Origin of the sequence: Hymenobacter gelipurpurascens, from assembly GCF_900187375.1 — a bacterium.
Classification (GTDB): domain Bacteria; phylum Bacteroidota; class Bacteroidia; order Cytophagales; family Hymenobacteraceae; genus Hymenobacter; species Hymenobacter gelipurpurascens.
Map to the genome: position 1 here is coordinate 586,304 of NZ_FYEW01000001.1, position 15,666 is coordinate 601,969.

At 56.7% G+C, this 15,666-nt stretch carries 10 protein-coding genes; 5 read left to right on the plus strand and 5 right to left on the minus strand.

Annotated features, from left to right (window positions below; translation table 11 throughout):
• Positions 1-590 precede the first annotated feature (590 nt).
• Genes CFT68_RS02380 through CFT68_RS02395 form a run of 4 tightly spaced genes read left to right on the plus strand, consistent with a single transcriptional unit; the run spans position 591 to position 7,062 of the window.
• Positions 591-3,722, plus strand: coding sequence for a SusC/RagA family TonB-linked outer membrane protein (locus CFT68_RS02380; RefSeq protein WP_088841824.1), 3,132 nt, complete (start codon positions 591-593; stop codon positions 3,720-3,722).
• A 27-nt stretch (positions 3,723-3,749) separates the two neighbouring features.
• Positions 3,750-5,279: a RagB/SusD family nutrient uptake outer membrane protein gene (locus CFT68_RS02385; protein WP_088841825.1), complete on the plus strand. Its 1,530-nt coding sequence runs from the start codon at positions 3,750-3,752 to the stop codon at positions 5,277-5,279.
• A gap of 32 nt (positions 5,280-5,311) precedes the next feature.
• A complete protein-coding gene (locus tag CFT68_RS02390) occupies positions 5,312-6,127 on the plus strand; it encodes a PKD domain-containing protein (RefSeq protein ID WP_088841826.1) in 816 nt (271 codons plus the stop codon).
• A 56-nt stretch (positions 6,128-6,183) separates the two neighbouring features.
• Complete coding sequence (locus tag CFT68_RS02395; RefSeq protein WP_088841827.1) at positions 6,184-7,062, plus strand: glycoside hydrolase family 16 protein; 879 nt, start codon at positions 6,184-6,186, stop codon at positions 7,060-7,062.
• A 604-nt stretch (positions 7,063-7,666) separates the two neighbouring features.
• On the opposite strand, the gene CFT68_RS02400 is transcribed toward CFT68_RS02395, so the two are convergent.
• From CFT68_RS02400 to CFT68_RS02415, 4 genes are all read right to left on the minus strand, one after another.
• The gene (locus CFT68_RS02400; RefSeq protein ID WP_088841828.1) at positions 7,667-8,935 is read right to left on the minus strand and encodes a sugar MFS transporter; all 1,269 of its coding nucleotides are present in this window, start codon (positions 8,933-8,935) and stop codon (positions 7,667-7,669) included.
• Positions 8,936-9,491: 556 nt separating this feature from the next.
• On the minus strand, positions 9,492-9,836 hold the full coding sequence (locus CFT68_RS02405) for a low molecular weight protein tyrosine phosphatase family protein (protein ID WP_088841829.1): 345 nt from the start codon (positions 9,834-9,836) through the stop codon (positions 9,492-9,494).
• A 19-nt stretch (positions 9,837-9,855) separates the two neighbouring features.
• Positions 9,856-11,250: a DEAD/DEAH box helicase gene (locus tag CFT68_RS02410; protein ID WP_088841830.1), complete on the minus strand. Its 1,395-nt coding sequence runs from the start codon at positions 11,248-11,250 to the stop codon at positions 9,856-9,858.
• A gap of 156 nt (positions 11,251-11,406) precedes the next feature.
• Positions 11,407-12,351, minus strand: a complete 945-nt coding sequence (locus tag CFT68_RS02415; protein WP_088841831.1) for a YihY/virulence factor BrkB family protein — start codon at positions 12,349-12,351, stop codon at positions 11,407-11,409.
• A gap of 102 nt (positions 12,352-12,453) precedes the next feature.
• Between CFT68_RS02415 and CFT68_RS02420 the strand changes: the two genes are divergently transcribed.
• Positions 12,454-12,978, plus strand: coding sequence for a DUF2062 domain-containing protein (locus tag CFT68_RS02420; protein ID WP_170934675.1), 525 nt, complete (start codon positions 12,454-12,456; stop codon positions 12,976-12,978).
• A gap of 1,512 nt (positions 12,979-14,490) precedes the next feature.
• Here the strand turns inward: CFT68_RS02420 and CFT68_RS02430 are convergent.
• Positions 14,491-15,477, minus strand: a complete 987-nt coding sequence (locus CFT68_RS02430; protein ID WP_088841834.1) for an enhanced serine sensitivity protein SseB C-terminal domain-containing protein — start codon at positions 15,475-15,477, stop codon at positions 14,491-14,493.
• Positions 15,478-15,666: the final 189 nt, after the last annotated feature.

The window sequence follows — 15,666 nt, forward strand, 5'->3', positions numbered from 1 at the left end:
CCGATCCCATGCTCACTTCTCCCCCTCTTTCCGTGGCCGTTCCGAAAGCTGTTGAGTGTACTGCTCATTTCTGGAACCTGCACAACGTGTTCCTGCAAGCGCAACCCAACCCTCACGAGGTTGGTGCTCCGGTATCCCTTACTGAGGCACCCCTTGTCTGGCCATACTGCTCCGAAAGCATTGCCTTTCCAAATGATAGGACACTCCTTATTACGGCAGAAGTGCTGACTTGTACTTCTCTGCTAGCAGCACTTGGCAATAGAGCCAGCCGTGGACAGCAAGAGCAAGGTGACCCTCATTCCCGCTCGGCAAAATCGTACGGCGGGGCACTGCAAGCAGCCGATGTACCTGCTGGCTCAGGCCAACTCACTCCCCGAACTATGCTAGGCCACTCCACCTGGCCTAGTGAATACTTTAAGTTGCGCTTGGACCAGCAACCCACCGCCGTCCTGACGCCCTACTTAAGATACTTAGCGTCCTGAATTTTGCTTGTCTCTGAGGCTTGTATAAAGCCGTGGTCAACTGTCTAGGCCTGTTCTGGCTCCTTCCAGCTTGCTTTACCTGTTTTATTCCCACAATTCCCACACAGTATGAACCAACCTCTCTACACCAACGCATTGCTGCGCCGGGCCGTTTGGCTGTCAGCAGCGGGTCTGCCATTGCTGGCATCTCCGGCCGCTGCAGAAGGCGCATCTACGCTCGTCAGGCCGGCTCTTAGCCGGGCTACCCTGGCCGATGTACCTGTTTCCGGACGTATCGTTCAGTCAAATGGTGATCCGCTTCCCGGCGTAACCGTTATCGTGAAGGGTACCACCATAGGCACCACCACCGACGCCGACGGCCGCTTTTCCCTCAACGCTCCCGAGGGCTCTACGCTGGTTATCAGCTACGTAGGCTTCTCCCGCAAAGAGGTTGCCGTGTCAGGTGCTACCAGCAACGTCAGCGTAACTCTGGTGGAGGACTCGCGCGCCTTGAGCGAAGTAGTAGTAGTAGGATATGGCACGCAGGAACGCGGCAGCGTAACGGGCGCTATTTCCTCCGTAGGAGCCGCTGACATTGTGCGCCAGCCGGTGCCGGATGTTACGCAAGCCATTCAGGGCAAAGTATCGGGTGTAACCATTACCTCCAACGGGGGAGCTCCAGGCGGTGCGGCAGGTACTTCGGTCCGCGTTCGGGGTATTACTTCGGCCGGCAACAACAACCCGCTGTATGTGGTCGATGGATTTCCGCTGCCCGATGGTGGCGACAACCAGCTGAACGCCATCAGCCCGAATGACATTGAAACGATTGACATCCTGAAGGACGCCTCTGCTACAGCTATTTATGGCGTGCGCGCTGCCAACGGGGTAGTTATTATCACCACCAAGCGGGGCAAAGCCGGCAAGTCTACCTTCAATCTGGATGCTTACCGCGGTATCCAGACCGTAGCCCGCAAGCTTGATCTGCTCAACGCCGAGGAGTACGCTACAATCAACAACGAGTCGTTGCTGGCGGCCGGCAAGCCGATTGCACTGGATAAGCTGCGCAACCCCTCAGCCCTAGGCGAAGGCACCGACTGGCAGGATCTGCTGTTCCGCAAAGCCAAAATTCAGAACTACTCGCTTTCCGCTACGGGTGGCAGCGATAAGTCCCGCTTTGCCGTATCGGCTGGTTATTTCCAGCAGGATGGTATTGTGTTGGGCTCCAACTTCGAGCGCTTTACATTGCGCGCCAACGGCGACGTGCAAGTGGGTAAAATGCTGAAGCTGGGCAACAGCATCTCCCTGACCCACCTCAACGACCGGCAGGTAACCAGCAACAACGGCGAGTACGGTGCTGTGCAGCAGCTGCTGCGCATTCCGCCCACAGTGCAGCCCTACCGCCCCGATGGCTACTGGTACCAGCCTAACAGCGCTTCCGACAACTTCACGGAAGAAAACCCCCTGGCAACTTCGCAGCGAACAAACCAGAAGTTCACGCGTAACAGGGCCATCACTACGTTCTTCGCTGAGCTGGAGCCGGTGAAAGGCCTGCGCTTCCGTTCAAACGTAGGAGCTGACCTGATATTCGACAACTTCAACAGCTTCGCACCCAAAGGTCCCGAGCTGGCTGGCTACACCCAGCGCTATATCACGGCGGGTGCCTCGGCTACTTCCAGCTACGCGCCCACCTACCTGATTGAGAACACAGCCACCTACGACCACCTGTTTGATGGCAAGCACCAGGTGACACTGCTCGTAGGCCAGTCGGCTCAGGAATTCAACTTCAGCAACGTAGAGGCCTACCGCTCGCTGTACCTGCGCAACGACCTGCAAACGATTGGATCAGGCCCGATTAACTCCCAGCTCAACAACAACGGCCGTATTGATCCGCCCCGGCGTCTGGCCAGCTTGTTCAGCCGTCTGAACTACGAATATGCCGGTAAATACATTTTCCAGGCCGTAGTGCGGCGAGATGGCTCCTCGCGCTTCGATACAGGAAAGAAATTTGGTTTCTTCCCCGGTGCCTCGGTGGGCTGGCGTATTTCGGAAGAGGACTTCATGAAAGACAACAGTGTTGTCAGCAACCTGAAGCTGCGGGCAGGCTATGGCCGCGTAGGTAATGAGCTGAACGCCAGAAGATTCGCATATCTCTATACGATTAACTTCGGTGCTACTTACCCACTGGGTCCAGATGGCGCTATCAACACGGGTGGTGCCCCCATTCGTTTGCTGAACCCTGATTTGCGCTGGGAATACAACGACCAGGCTAACCTAGGTCTGGATATGGGCTTCATGGAGAACCGCTTCGAAGCCAGCATTGACCTGTATAGCCGGAATTCGCCTAACCTGATTGCAGATGTGCCCCCATCCCTCGTGTCGGGTACGTACGAGCCTGTGCCACGCAACGCAGCTTCGGCGTATAACCGCGGTATCGACGTAGCCCTGACCTCGCACAACTTCATGGGCGCGGGCCAGGATTTGAACTGGACGACTACGTTCAATGTATCGGCCTTCAAAACCCGTCTGGAGTCATTGGGAGCCGGCGTTCCGTATAACGGCCTGGGTTCTCTGAGCGGTACTATTGTTCGCTACGATATCAACCAGGCCTTTGGCTCCTTCTATGGCTACGAGGCAGATGGCTTGTTCCAGACTCCCGAAGAAGTAAAGAATGCGCCTACGCAGCAGCCTGGTACGGCTCCCGGCGACATTCGCTTCAAGGACATTAACGGAGATGGTGTAATCACCGACCTCGACCGGAAGTTCATCGGCAACCCCAACCCGAACTTCTCATTTGGCCTGACCAACACGCTGAATTTCAAGAATTTCGATCTGAGCTTCTTTATTCAGGGCGTACAGGGAAATGATGTGTACAACCTCAACCGCTACATCACGGAAAGTGCGCTGTACAGCACCACCAATGGTACCACGCGCATCCTGAACCGCTGGACCGGACCGGGTACCAGCAATGATATTCCGCGTGCTATCAACGGCGACCCCAACAACAACCTGCGGGTATCTACGCACTACATCGAGGATGGCTCTTATGTGCGCCTCAAAAACTTGACGTTCGGCTACACGCTCCCCAAAACCGTGATGAGCCGCATTTCAGCTACCCAGATTCGCGTGTACTTCACGGCCCAGAACCTGGCCACGCTGACCAAATACACCGGCTACGACCCCGAGGTAAGTGCCAGCGGCGTTGATTTGGGTATTTACCCACAAGCGCGCGTGTTCATGGGCGGCCTGAACATTGGGTTCTAATCCTTTCCAATTCCCACCGACTACATCATGAAGATTTCAACATATGCTTGCGGCGCCTTCCTGCTCTCCTTGGGGTTGCTGGGTAGCTGCACCGAGAAGTTCCTGGAAGAAGCCCCTTCCGACCAGATAACGGACGCTAATTTTTACCAAACGCAGCAAGACGCTGTTCAGGCCGTAACGGCGGCCTACAGCGAGCTAACCAAGGAAGGCCAGTACAATGCGGCCATGTGGGCTTTTGATATCATGGCCGACAATTCCGTAACCGGCGGCGACGACGGCAACGACGGCATTGAGTACAAGCAGCTCGAAGCATTCAGCATTCCCTCCACCAACACGGTGGTGAACCGCCTGTGGGGTGGTTCCTTCATCGGGATTCAGCGCGCTAACCTGGTGCTCCAGAAAGTGCCTAGCATTTCGGGCATGGACCCCGTAATTCAGAAGCGCTGCCTGGGAGAGGCTCAGTTCCTGCGGGCCAAATATTACTTTGATTTGGTGCGGGTATATGGCGATGTGCCGCTGTTCACGGCTCCTCCGGCCAGCCCCGAAGCGGTGAATATTCCGCGTACGCCGGCTGCCGAAGTATACAAGCAGATTGAGCAGGACCTGATTGACGCCATCGGCAACCTACCTACCTCGTACTCCGGTGCCGACCTGGGCCGGGCCACCAAGTGGGCCGCAACTGGCCTACTGGCCAAAGTGTATATCACGGAAGGTAAAAAGCCTGAAGCAGCTGCGCGGGCTCGGGAGGTGATCAACGGCTCAGGCAAAAGCCTGTGGGCCAACTACGCCGATAACTTCCAGGTGAAAAACGAGAACGGCAAGGAGTCGCTGTTTGAGGTGCAGTACATTAATGGCCGCAATGAGTACGACCGTAACAACGTAGGCTCGGCCATGAACGAGTTCTTCGGGCCGCGTGGTGCCAACCAGACGCCCGGTAGCGGCTACGGCTTCAACGTGCCGGAGCCTGACTTCGTGAATGGCTACGAGGCTGGCGACACGCGCAAAGCAGCCACTATCTGGGTGCCAGGCGATGTGTTTCCGGATGGCGCGAAGCAATCGGCCAAAGCCACCGGCTCGCCGTTTGGCTACAACGTAAAGAAGTGGTTTGTAGGCAAAGTGGGCACCAACATCTGGGATTCGCCCCTCAACGTGCCTGTACTACGCCTGGCTGAGATGTACCTGATTGTTGCGGAGGCCGTAGGGCCAACCACGGAGGGCCTGGAGGCTATCAATAAAGTTCGCCGTCGGGCCTTTGGCCTCGATATCAACACGCCTTCTGCGGCCCACGACCTTACGGCGGGCACTACGGATTGGACGGGTGCCGTACTGCGGGAGCGGAAGTACGAGCTGGCCTTTGAGTTTGACCGCTGGTTTGACTTGAAGCGCTACAACGGTACGCCCTATGGCCTCATTCCGGTAATGACGGCGCAGGCCAACTATCTGCGGACGCTGGGCATTACGCAGCGCGGGATACCCACGGAGAAAAACCTGGTGCTGCCCATTCCGCAAACGGAGCTGGACGCCAACCCTGGCCTGAAGCAAAACCCTGGCTACTAGGCCACTTCCCACCACTTTCGCCCTCAATAATCATGATGCATATTTGGAATAAAACCGCGCTGGTGTTACTGGCCAGTTCACTAGTTTTTACGGCCTGCGATAAGGACGACGACGGTAAGCTGGAAGGGCCCAAGCCTACCGTCAGCTTCGTTGCCTCGGCGCCCAAAGTAGTCGGCCTCACCTCGGAGGTTACTTTCACCAGCACCAGCACCGATGCTTTCCTCTACCAGTGGGACTTCGGTGATGGTACTATCGGCTCCGGCCAAACCGTTACGCACGTCTATACCAAAGGAGGTACATTCAAGGTGCAGGTGGTGGCCGCCGGCCGGGGTGGCTCCAGCACTTCCGAAACCAAGGAAGTAACTATTGTGTCGCCGCTGAGTACGGTGAACAAGCTGCTGACGGGCGGCTCTTCTAAAACCTGGATGCTGGATAATACTGTGGATGCGCCTATTGTTGTAGGTATTGAGGCCGAGCCAACCAAGTATTTTGGCGGCGTAAAAGCTGGCGAACTACCTAAATGCCAGTCGGATGATGAGTACACTTTCTCCGCGTCCAACGTATTCACCTACGATTCTAAGGGCGAGACCTTCTATGCCAACCAGAAAGACTACTCCTGTCAGCCGGGCCTATCAGATACCTCGCCACTGGTATTTGGCGCGGCCGTGGGCAATGGCCTAGGCCAGTTCAGCCTCACGAAAGCCGGCACCTTCATTGGGGCCACTGATGCTTCGCTCACGGAACGGGTGTACCGCATTCTGTCGATAGACGAGAAGAAGATGACCCTCCGTGCCGGCAGCGGCGCCTCGGGCGGGACGGTCTTTACACTCAAACTGGTGGCCAAGTAAGTGAAAATCAGCCTCCAGTATGGTGGTTTCGGTCTGTCTAGGCCAGTCAAAATAGTATGATACATTTTTCTTCGAGTTTCTTCCGGAGTCAGTGGACCGGGGCCAGCGCATTGCTGGCCCTGAGCCTACTGGCCTGCACCGAAACTAAAACCAAGGACATTCCCGCTCCTACGCCCGTAGTTCCGGAAGTAAATGAGGAAGCAAAAGAGCTGAATCAGTACACGGAGCTGAAATGGAACGATGAGTTCGATAGCGGCACGCTGGACGAGAGCAAGTGGGTGCGGGAGCAGGGCGGCGGTGGCTGGGGCAACAACGAGCTGCAGAACTACACCAACTCCCCCGAAAATGCCTTCCTGACGAGCGCGGGCAACCTCGTAATTGAGGCCAAGCGCCAGCAGTCAGGCAATAACGCCTACACCTCGGCCCGCCTCATCACCAAAGGCAAGCAATCCTTTAAGTTTGGCCGCATTGATGTGCGAGCTAAGTTGCCCAAGGGCAAAGGCATATGGCCAGCCATCTGGATGTTGGGCGCCGATATCGACCAGAATAATTGGCCGAAATGCGGTGAAATCGACATCATGGAGCTGCGCGGAAGCCGCCCCAAGGAACTGCTCTCCACCATGCACTATGCCAATAGCTCGGGTGCGCGCGAGCTGAAGGGCACCACCCAGGTACTGGATGCCGACTTGTCAGCGGACTATCATATCTACACCGTGGTGCGGAGTAAGAACATGACTCGCTTTTATCTAGATGGTAGCGCTACGCCGTACTATTCCTTCACGGGCACCGACGCGAGTCCTTACCCATTCAACAACCCGTTTTTCCTCATTCTGAATGTGGCAGTGGGAGGTGATTTCGACGGCAACCCCGACGCCTCCACCACCTTTCCGCAGCAGATGCAGGTAGATTACGTGCGTTACTATCAGTACAAGTAAACCCGGTGCTCGGCCGGCAATTCCGAGTGGGAAATAGTGCGTACCCAGAAAGCTTTTGGGGATTAGCTTTCTGGTCTGGGTGGGCCGGGCTCAGCTAACCAGTTGAGCCCGGTTATCCTGCTCCAGTCAAAGCCCCGCTTGTACCTGGCCTAGGCCACTTTAAAATGAGTTTCTTCTTACCGTCTTGTTCCGCGGAAGGCTGCTAGAACCTTTCACAGAACTACTTAAGACCGATTCGCCTGTTAGGGGGGCGGGTCGGTCTTTGTAGTTTTAGGAAGTGACACCGGTGCCTTGCTGATGCTACTGGCCTAGGCTGTGTGGACAGTAAGACTTTTGGGTAGTAAAAGACCGTCATGCTTCATCTGACGTCCGCTTACCGAAGCATCTCTACCGCTTCTCTAGATCGGTAATTAGTAAGAGGTAAAGATGCTTCGGCAAGCAGACGTCAGATGAAGCATGACGGTCTTTTCACTTACTGTTCACTGAGCTTAGGCCCAGAAGTGTTTCGAGAATATTGAGGTCTAAGATGTGAGATAGAAAAAGCGAGGCCGGAACCATTTACTGGTCCCGGCCTCGCCCGTTGTAATATATCCTGTCTAAGCCTCTAGGCCTGCTGAGGGCGGTGCCCGCGGAGGCCATACCAGAGGATGTAGGCGTAGCACAGCAGCGGTAGCACAAAGGCCCAGCGCAGGGAGCTAGCGTCGGCCACGAGCCCGAAAAGCATGGGTACCAGGGCCCCGCCCACAATGCCCACGTTGAGTAGGCCCGAAGCCTCCTCGGTGTGGCGTCCCAGCCCGGCCACGGCCAGCGTGAAGATGGTAGCGAACATGATCGAGTTCATTAGGCCCACGGCCAGCAAACTCCACATGGCCACCTCGCCGGTGGTGCTGATGGAAATGAGCACCAGGACCACGGCCCCGATGGCATTGAAGGCCAGCAGGCGGCCGGGGTTGAACTTGTTAAGCAAGTAGGCGCCCAGGAAGCGACCCACCATGGCCCCACCCCAGTAGTAGGCCACCTTATCGCCGGCGACCTTTGGGGCCAGGCCCATGATGTCGGCCTGGCCTAGATAGGATACGATGTGGGAGCCAATGGCTACCTCGCCGCCCACGTAGGCGAAAATGCCCAGCACCCCATACACCAAATGCCGGTAATGGTAGGCCCGGCGGCCGGGATCTTCTGCCGTGGGGGCGTGAGCAATAACGGGCAGCTTGAGCACGGCCAACAGCCCGCTGATAACAACCAGCACGGCCCCGATGCCGAGGTAGGGCAGCTGCACGGCTCGCACGTCAATGGCGGCGCTGGCGGCGGCCGAATCCAGCGTGGGCAGGTTCTTCAGAATCAGGGCTGAGCCCAGCAGCGGGGCCACGGTAGTGCCCAAGGAGTTGAAGGCCTGCGTGAGTGTGAGGCGGGCCGGGGCAGAGCGGGCCGGCCCCAGGATGGACACGTAGGGGTTACCAGCCACCTGCAGCAAGACTACGCCCGTGGCCAGCACGAACAGGGCGCCCAGAAACAAGGGATAGGAACGGCTGTCGGCGGCGGGGTAGAACAGAAACGCACCCAGCGCGGCCACCAGAAAGCCCGTGAGCATGCCGCCCTTGTAGCCAATGCGTTGCACCAGTTTGCCGGCCGGAATGCCCATCACGAAATAGGCCCCGAAGAAGCAGAGGTTGATGAAGTTGGCTTGGGTGTAGCTGAGGCGGAAGATGGCCTTCAGGTACGGAATCAGGATGTCGTTCAGACAGGTGATGAAGCCCATCATGAAAAACAAAACCGTAAGCGAGGCCAGGGCCGGGGTGTAGTTGGGCGAGGGGCCGTCGGTGGAGGCGGTCTGCGGGCCGGGAATTGGGGAGGCAGTAATAGGAGCGGCCATAAGGCTAGGAAAAGGGGAAAGGGGGAAATGGGAAATTTCAAGCCACATTGGCCTATACCAGAAGGCAAATTAGCCGATTCTTGGGTTATCGTGGCACTAACAGGCTTCGGTAGAGACACGCCTGCTTCAATACGTAAAGCCGGCTTAGCACCACAATAGCTGATCAGGAAACCAAAAGGCAGCCTCAAGTAGGGGGCTGGATGCTAGTACTACCAAATATATCAGTTGAATAAAGCAGAATACAAGTGCCTTACACGGGCGCACGACACTGTTTTAGTGAGGCTATACGCTTACCACACACCGCCACCCTTGCGTAGCTGTGGTTTTCAGTCCGCCTGGTAAGCGCCGACTACGCCCATCGCAATCAGTTAACAAACAATGAAAAATACGTGCGCTTTTGCGTTACCAGATAGCAGGCAGTGGCCTCAACGGCGCAGTAGCCCTAAAAGGCAACTGCCCGGCAATGGTTGCCGGGCAGTTGAGGTGAATTATCTCTGACTGGATTTGAGGTAGTAGCACGCCTAAATAATGCAGTTTATGAGCCGGTTCGAGTGGCCTAGAGTAAAGGCAGATGCTCCCGTAGTCGCTCACGGAGCAGGTCCAGCAGGATTTGGTCCAGGAACTGAAATTTATCTGGGATACGCAGGTTAACGATAGTTTTGCCAGCCAGGGCCCCGCCAAATTTCTGGCGAAGAATATCCGTGTGCTTTCGCTCCATCACGAAAATAATATCGGCCCAGCCAATGTGCCCAGCCGTGACGCGAACCCGTGCGCCGGGCTCCGTGCCGGCTGAGCGCGCTTCGTAGTGGGCATGGCCATCCAGCAGCCGCTCGGCGGTAAGGCTCCGCCACCGGTTCTGGCTACAAATAAAAAGGAGTTGTTGATGTGGCAGTGCAGGCATTAAAAGCAGAGCAGGCTGATTATTCCACCAAGGACACCCGAATTTTGCGGCCCTTTATTTTGGCCCCCGTCACGCGCTCTGCCACTTCCTGCGCCTGTGGGCGCGGCACGGCCACGTAGCTGTAGTGGTCAAATACTTCAATGTGGCCTACAGCGTCGCGCTCCAGGCCTCCGTGGGCCACGAACGTACCCACCAAGTCGTGGGCACTGACTTTGTCTTTGCGGCCCGCCGAAACGTGCAGCGTAACATTCTCGGGGCGGGGCCCTTTTGGGGCTGCGGGCGGCAATTTGGGGGCGTGCAGTGGCTTCCACTGGATGCCGGCAGCAATAGGCCACTTTTTAACCAGGGCCTGCTCTTTCTCCGTGACCAGAATGTGGGCCGTACCCTCAGCGCCGGCGCGGGCCGTACGGCCGGCCCGGTGCTGAAACGCATCGGCCTTGTCGGGGCTGTCGAACTGCACGACGGTGTCGAGAGCTGTCACGTCGATGCCGCGGGCGGCTACGTCGGTAGCTACCAGCACTTGGCTAGAGCCGTTGCGCAGCTTCATCAGGGCTTTGTCGCGCTCGGGCTGGGGCATTTTGCCGTGCAGCACTTCGGCGGCTACGCCACGACCCTGCAGGAAGCGGGTGAGCTCCGTGCACCGCTCGCGGGTGTTGCAGAACACCAGGGCGCGGCCGGTTTCGGGCTGCTGCAGCAAGTGCAGCAAGGCGGCGGGTTTCTTCTCAACGGGGCCGAAGTGGCCTACTAGCTTCAGGTTTTCGGGCAGCTCATCGGTATCGGCGCCGGCATTCACTACGCGAGGCCGGGTAAGATTCTTGCGAATCAAATCCAGCACCTTATCCGACATGGTAGCCGAGAATAGCAGCGTCTGGCGGCGGCGCGGCAGGCGCTTGATAATCTCCACCAGCTCCTCCTGAAAGCCTAGCTCCAGCAGCTTGTCGGCCTCATCCAGAATCAGCACTTTCAGCTGATTAGGAATAATGCTGCGGCGCTCAAAGTGGTCAAGCAAACGGCCTGGAGTGGCCACTACAATGTGCGGCGCCTGTTGCAGAGAGGCTGTTTCATCGCGAAAGGCGTGGCCACCATAAAAGGCCGCTACGCGCAGATTAGGCAGAAATTTACCGAGTTTCTTGAGGGCGTCGCGGACCTGCAGGGCTAGTTCCCGAGCGGGCACCAGCACAATAATTTGCACTGCATCAAGCTTTACATCTACCTGATGCAGAACGGACAAACCGTATGCTGCCGTTTTGCCCGAGCCGGTTGGGGCCTGGCCTACCACGTCCTGCCCGGCCAGAGCCATGGGTATTACCTGCTCCTGCACGGGAGTAGGTGTAGCAAAGGCCAGCTCTTCCAGCGCCTGTAAAAGTTCGGGAGAGAGGCCTAGATCGGCAAAGGACGGGGTAGTCGGAGTCATAAAACGCAGTATTTACCGCAAAGGTAGCGCTTTGGCAGCCGAGAACCGTAAGGAGGTTTTAGGGGAACTGATCAGTATGACGGGCCGGTGCCTTTACCTATGCGGAAGGCATCGTCTAGGCCAGTTCAAAGCTCAAGTTCCCCGTGCACCATCTCGCTATTTCAACGGCTCCTCTATGTCTACGAGGCGGTAGCGCACGGCCGATTTCTTTGGCCGGATGTCCATGCCCACATAGTGCGCGTAAGCCTTCGTGAAGCAGGCCCCGAAGTAAAAAATCATGGCGCAATAGAACACGAACAGTAGCACGAGCACCATACTGGACGCCGGGCCATAGATAGGGCCTAAGTTGCGCGGTACCAGCAAAAAGCCCAGTGCATTCTCCCCCAGATCAATGAGAACGGCCGTTACCAGGGCACCCCGCAATACGGCCCGGTGCGGCACTTTGGCGCTGCTTAGGTTCCGAAACGTGATGCCAAACCAAGCGGCCAGGATCAGCAGAGAGATAAGCTGGTTAAGAATCTGGAACAGGTAGAAGATAAAGGTGGCGTCGAAGTCGCGCACGTAATCGGCCACAAACGCCAAGGCCGCATCCGAAACAAACGCCACGATAGACAGCAGCATGGTGGCAAACAGAATGCCCAAAGACCGGGCGCGCTCCTTCAGCAGCTTCGTGAAGCGGCCGGTGCTGCGCCGCGTCCGGATTTGCCACAACTGGTTTAGCGAGTTCTGAATGACGCCAAACAGCGTGGTAGATATGAACAGCAGGAAGGCAAACCCCAGCCACGTGACCAGTCGGCTCCGCTCCACATTCGTGACGTTTTGCAGAATCTGCTCCACCAGCCCCGCCGCCGAAGCGCCCAGCAGTTGCGCCAGCTTGGTGAGCAGCAGCCCCCGCACCGCCGATGCCGAATACAGCGACCCGATGATCTGGATCAGAATAATGAGGATGGGGGGGAGGGCAAACGTGGTGAAAAAAGCGGTGGCCGCTCCTAGCCGCAAGGGGTCGTTGGCACCGAACTCGCGGGCCGCGCGGCGCAGCAGAATCAGGAAATCGGTCCAGGCGTTACGGCGGTGGTGGGCCGAGTCGTGTACTTTTGTCATCGGAGGCGCGTACTACTCCTGGCGCTAGGCCAGGCAAAAGCGGTTGGCGAAGGTAACGCGCCGCCGCCCCGATTCCGCCTTACGCCGCCTAATCTTTCCTCCGTGAATCAACCTATCATTCCGCCGCCTGTCACTCCGCCTTCCTCCAGCTGGTGGCGCCGCCGCTTGGTGGAGCCCCTGCGCGACTTGCTGCGGCAGGGCCTCACGCCGCACCAGCTGGCCCTTACCATTGCCTTGGGTACCGTGCTAGGCCTGGTGCCCGTGCTAGGTATCACTACGCTGCTAGCCACCTTCGCGGCGGTACGCTTGCGCCTCAATGTGGCAGCCACGCTGCTCATTGCGCACCTCTGGAGCCCCGTGCAATTGCTGCTGCTCATTCCATTGCTTCGCTGGGGAAATCGGCTGCTGGGCAATGGCGCCGACCCGGAGCTTACCTTGGTTCAACTGCAGCTACAATTCAAGCACGACTGGCTGACGGCGCTGCAGATCCTCTGGAAAGCCTTTGCCGGTGGCCTACTGATCTGGGGCGCCGCCTCGGTGCCGGTGGGGGCGCTCCTGTATTTCCTGCTGCGTCCACTACTGCGCCGTGTAATGGCCCGGCAAGCGGTAGTGGAGAATAATGGGTAATAAAGAGCCGAGAATTCAGGAAGTTGCGCTAAAATAGTAAGGGCCTATAAGTTATGAGGCGCTTATCAGCGCCTTATCCCAGGGTGGAAAGCATTGCTAAAATTTCAGAAAACGTCCTTTTGATAAAAGTGCATGAGTGCTTCCCCCGTTTCCTCATTAGGGGGTGCTTTTCACAGTTCCAAAGCAAGTGGTCTTAATGGAACAAGTGTAAGGGTCAGCGGGAACGTCAACCTCACCTCCTGGAGCCTTGACGGGCTGAATCGTTACGGTGACTCCAATCGGGATAGGATCTCCCATGTAACACAGGTCCAGCACCCGGATAGTGTCAAGCGGGCCGGTCTTCACTAGCGTCACGGAAGCAGTAGGGAAAAGCCCACACAAGTCAGCGGTAGGCTCATAAAACACGACCTTTCCCCTAACGGGGGCGCTGTACTCACGATATACCCATTCGTGCTTACAGTCGCCTTGTACTGATACTCCTGAGGCTATTGGGGCCGTCCGGCACTCTACGCCGCTTGCGACAAGCAGAAGCATCAGAATGGGGGTGAGTATCTTCATCTGTCGGGAGAGGCTACAGTGCTACACTAATGTAACGCCAAAAAGTACCACATCGGGGCATTGGTGCAATAGGGATAGAAACTACCACTTTCCCGAGGCGGGTCCTAGATCAACTCTTATGTTTAGCGACTTTTTCAATATAGAACTAGGCTAGCGTATATCCTTTCGTAATAGACAAAGTGCTATTGCAAGCCCATCTGCTCTTACTGGTTGCTCTGGTATTCCACGTAGCCCCCTGGGTACGCCTTGGCAATTTTCTCTGCTAGGCAAGGCTTGTTTGCTAGCTCTAGCTTCTTTGCCTTGAAAGGCTACTTCCAGTGGCCCAACGCCAAATAGCACAAGCCTTGTCGTGCCATGCTGAAGCCCATTAGCAGTGGAATCAGGTACATAGCCTACCAGCAGTTGAAAAGAGGTGTGAGTACGTTGATTGAGTAACGCATGGTACGCTAATAGTGCTCGCCCGCTATCGGCGGGCTGTACCAGGAATCCCTGCTGTACTAGTATATGGTGTAGGGTCTGGAATGCTTCCGAGTGCGGGTCATGGGTATAGAGCAGTATCGTATTGGCTCCTTTGAAGGGTTGATCACTCGTTCGCTGAGAAAAAGCGGTCACTTGGGTCAACAGCAGCAAGCTAGCGCTGAGCCAAGCACTTCGTAAAAGGCGCAACCCGCAAATCATTTGCATGTGATATAGAATGAAAGAGATATTCCTGAAGGTTTTGTCCTGATTGAGATTGAAAAAAAAGCTACGTAGTCAAGCGGAACGGAGGTAAGATTGTCCGAGAAGTCAAATTATGTTTGAAAGACTCGTTTGGATAGGGAAAAAGAATCACCTACTACAAAGCCGTTCAATATGCCGTAAAGCAAAATCCCAAACACCTGATTAGACTTAGAAAGTCATCGGATGTTTGGGATATGAAAGCGCTACTGCGAGGATGGCAGTAGAATCAGCAGATTATGCGCGCCGATAAACGGGTTCCGTTTGCAGCAGGTACTGGATGAGGGGCTCCTGAGAGTTCGGGTCAATCAGCATGAGGTCCACGAACTGTGCTTCGCCGATGTTGCCCTGGATGATGGGGCCTAGGTCTTGCAGGAATGCGGGGTCCTGGCCCTCCTGATCGGTATGGAACGCCAGCAGCAACCGGCGCTCCTCGGGGTTGTGCTGCATCTGCATTTCGGCCAGATAGATGGCCTGCACATGGTCCTGGCCAGCGGCGTATTCGCGTAGGGCTTCTTTCAAGGCTACAGGCTCTTCGGCGGGCTGATTCAGGGCTACCTGCATGTCCTCGGGGTTCGGCATCTCGAAGAGCTGGCCCGACAGCAATGCCGCAATTTCATCGGCAGCCAGCAGTTTGCCTACCGGGGAGAAGGGGTTTAAGGCGCACTCGGCACCTTGTACCATGGTAAAGAAATCGTGGCCGCGCAGGCGCATGTACGTCACCGACTCGGGAGGAACGGCACCGCTTTCGAAAATACGCTCCACGGAGGTGAAAACCGGAATTTTGCCATCGTGCAGCACCTGGAGCTGAATCTCCATGCCTTCGGTGGGCGTGGTTTCGCCGGGCTCCATGCCTTCCTGAGGGGCCATCACTACAATTACCTCTTCCCCGAGCACAGCCTGGTAGAAGGGGCTGCGGAAAGCTGGGTCGGTAGCGGCCTGCAACAGAAGCTGCTCCAGAATATTAGTAGGCTGGAAGGAGCCCATGTCCGGCATTGGCGGGATGGCGATGGGGGGCGCCTGGGGTATCTGCGGCATGGGAGCCGAGGAAGGAGCCGCCGGCATCTGGTAATTAGAGCCCTTGTAGCGTGGGCCGGAGGGCTTATCCGTCGCTTCTGGTGCAGCAGCCTCTGGAGCCGTAGCCGGGGCGGCAGAAGGAGTAGTCGAAGAAATGGGCGCCGCAGCGTCCTCAGGTTTTTTCTTTAGAAAGTCAAACAGACCCATAACAAAACAAACAGATTAAGCTGCAAGCTAAGGAGGATTGGGGGAAGATACACAGCCTGTTTTCGGGCAAACTCTCCTGAAATCGCAAATCGAATACATTCAGCGCCCGAATGCGGCACTCGTATGCCCGTCAGATCAGCGGGTACTCTAGTAAGTTAACCGTAAAACGGCGCACCTGCAACAGATGGG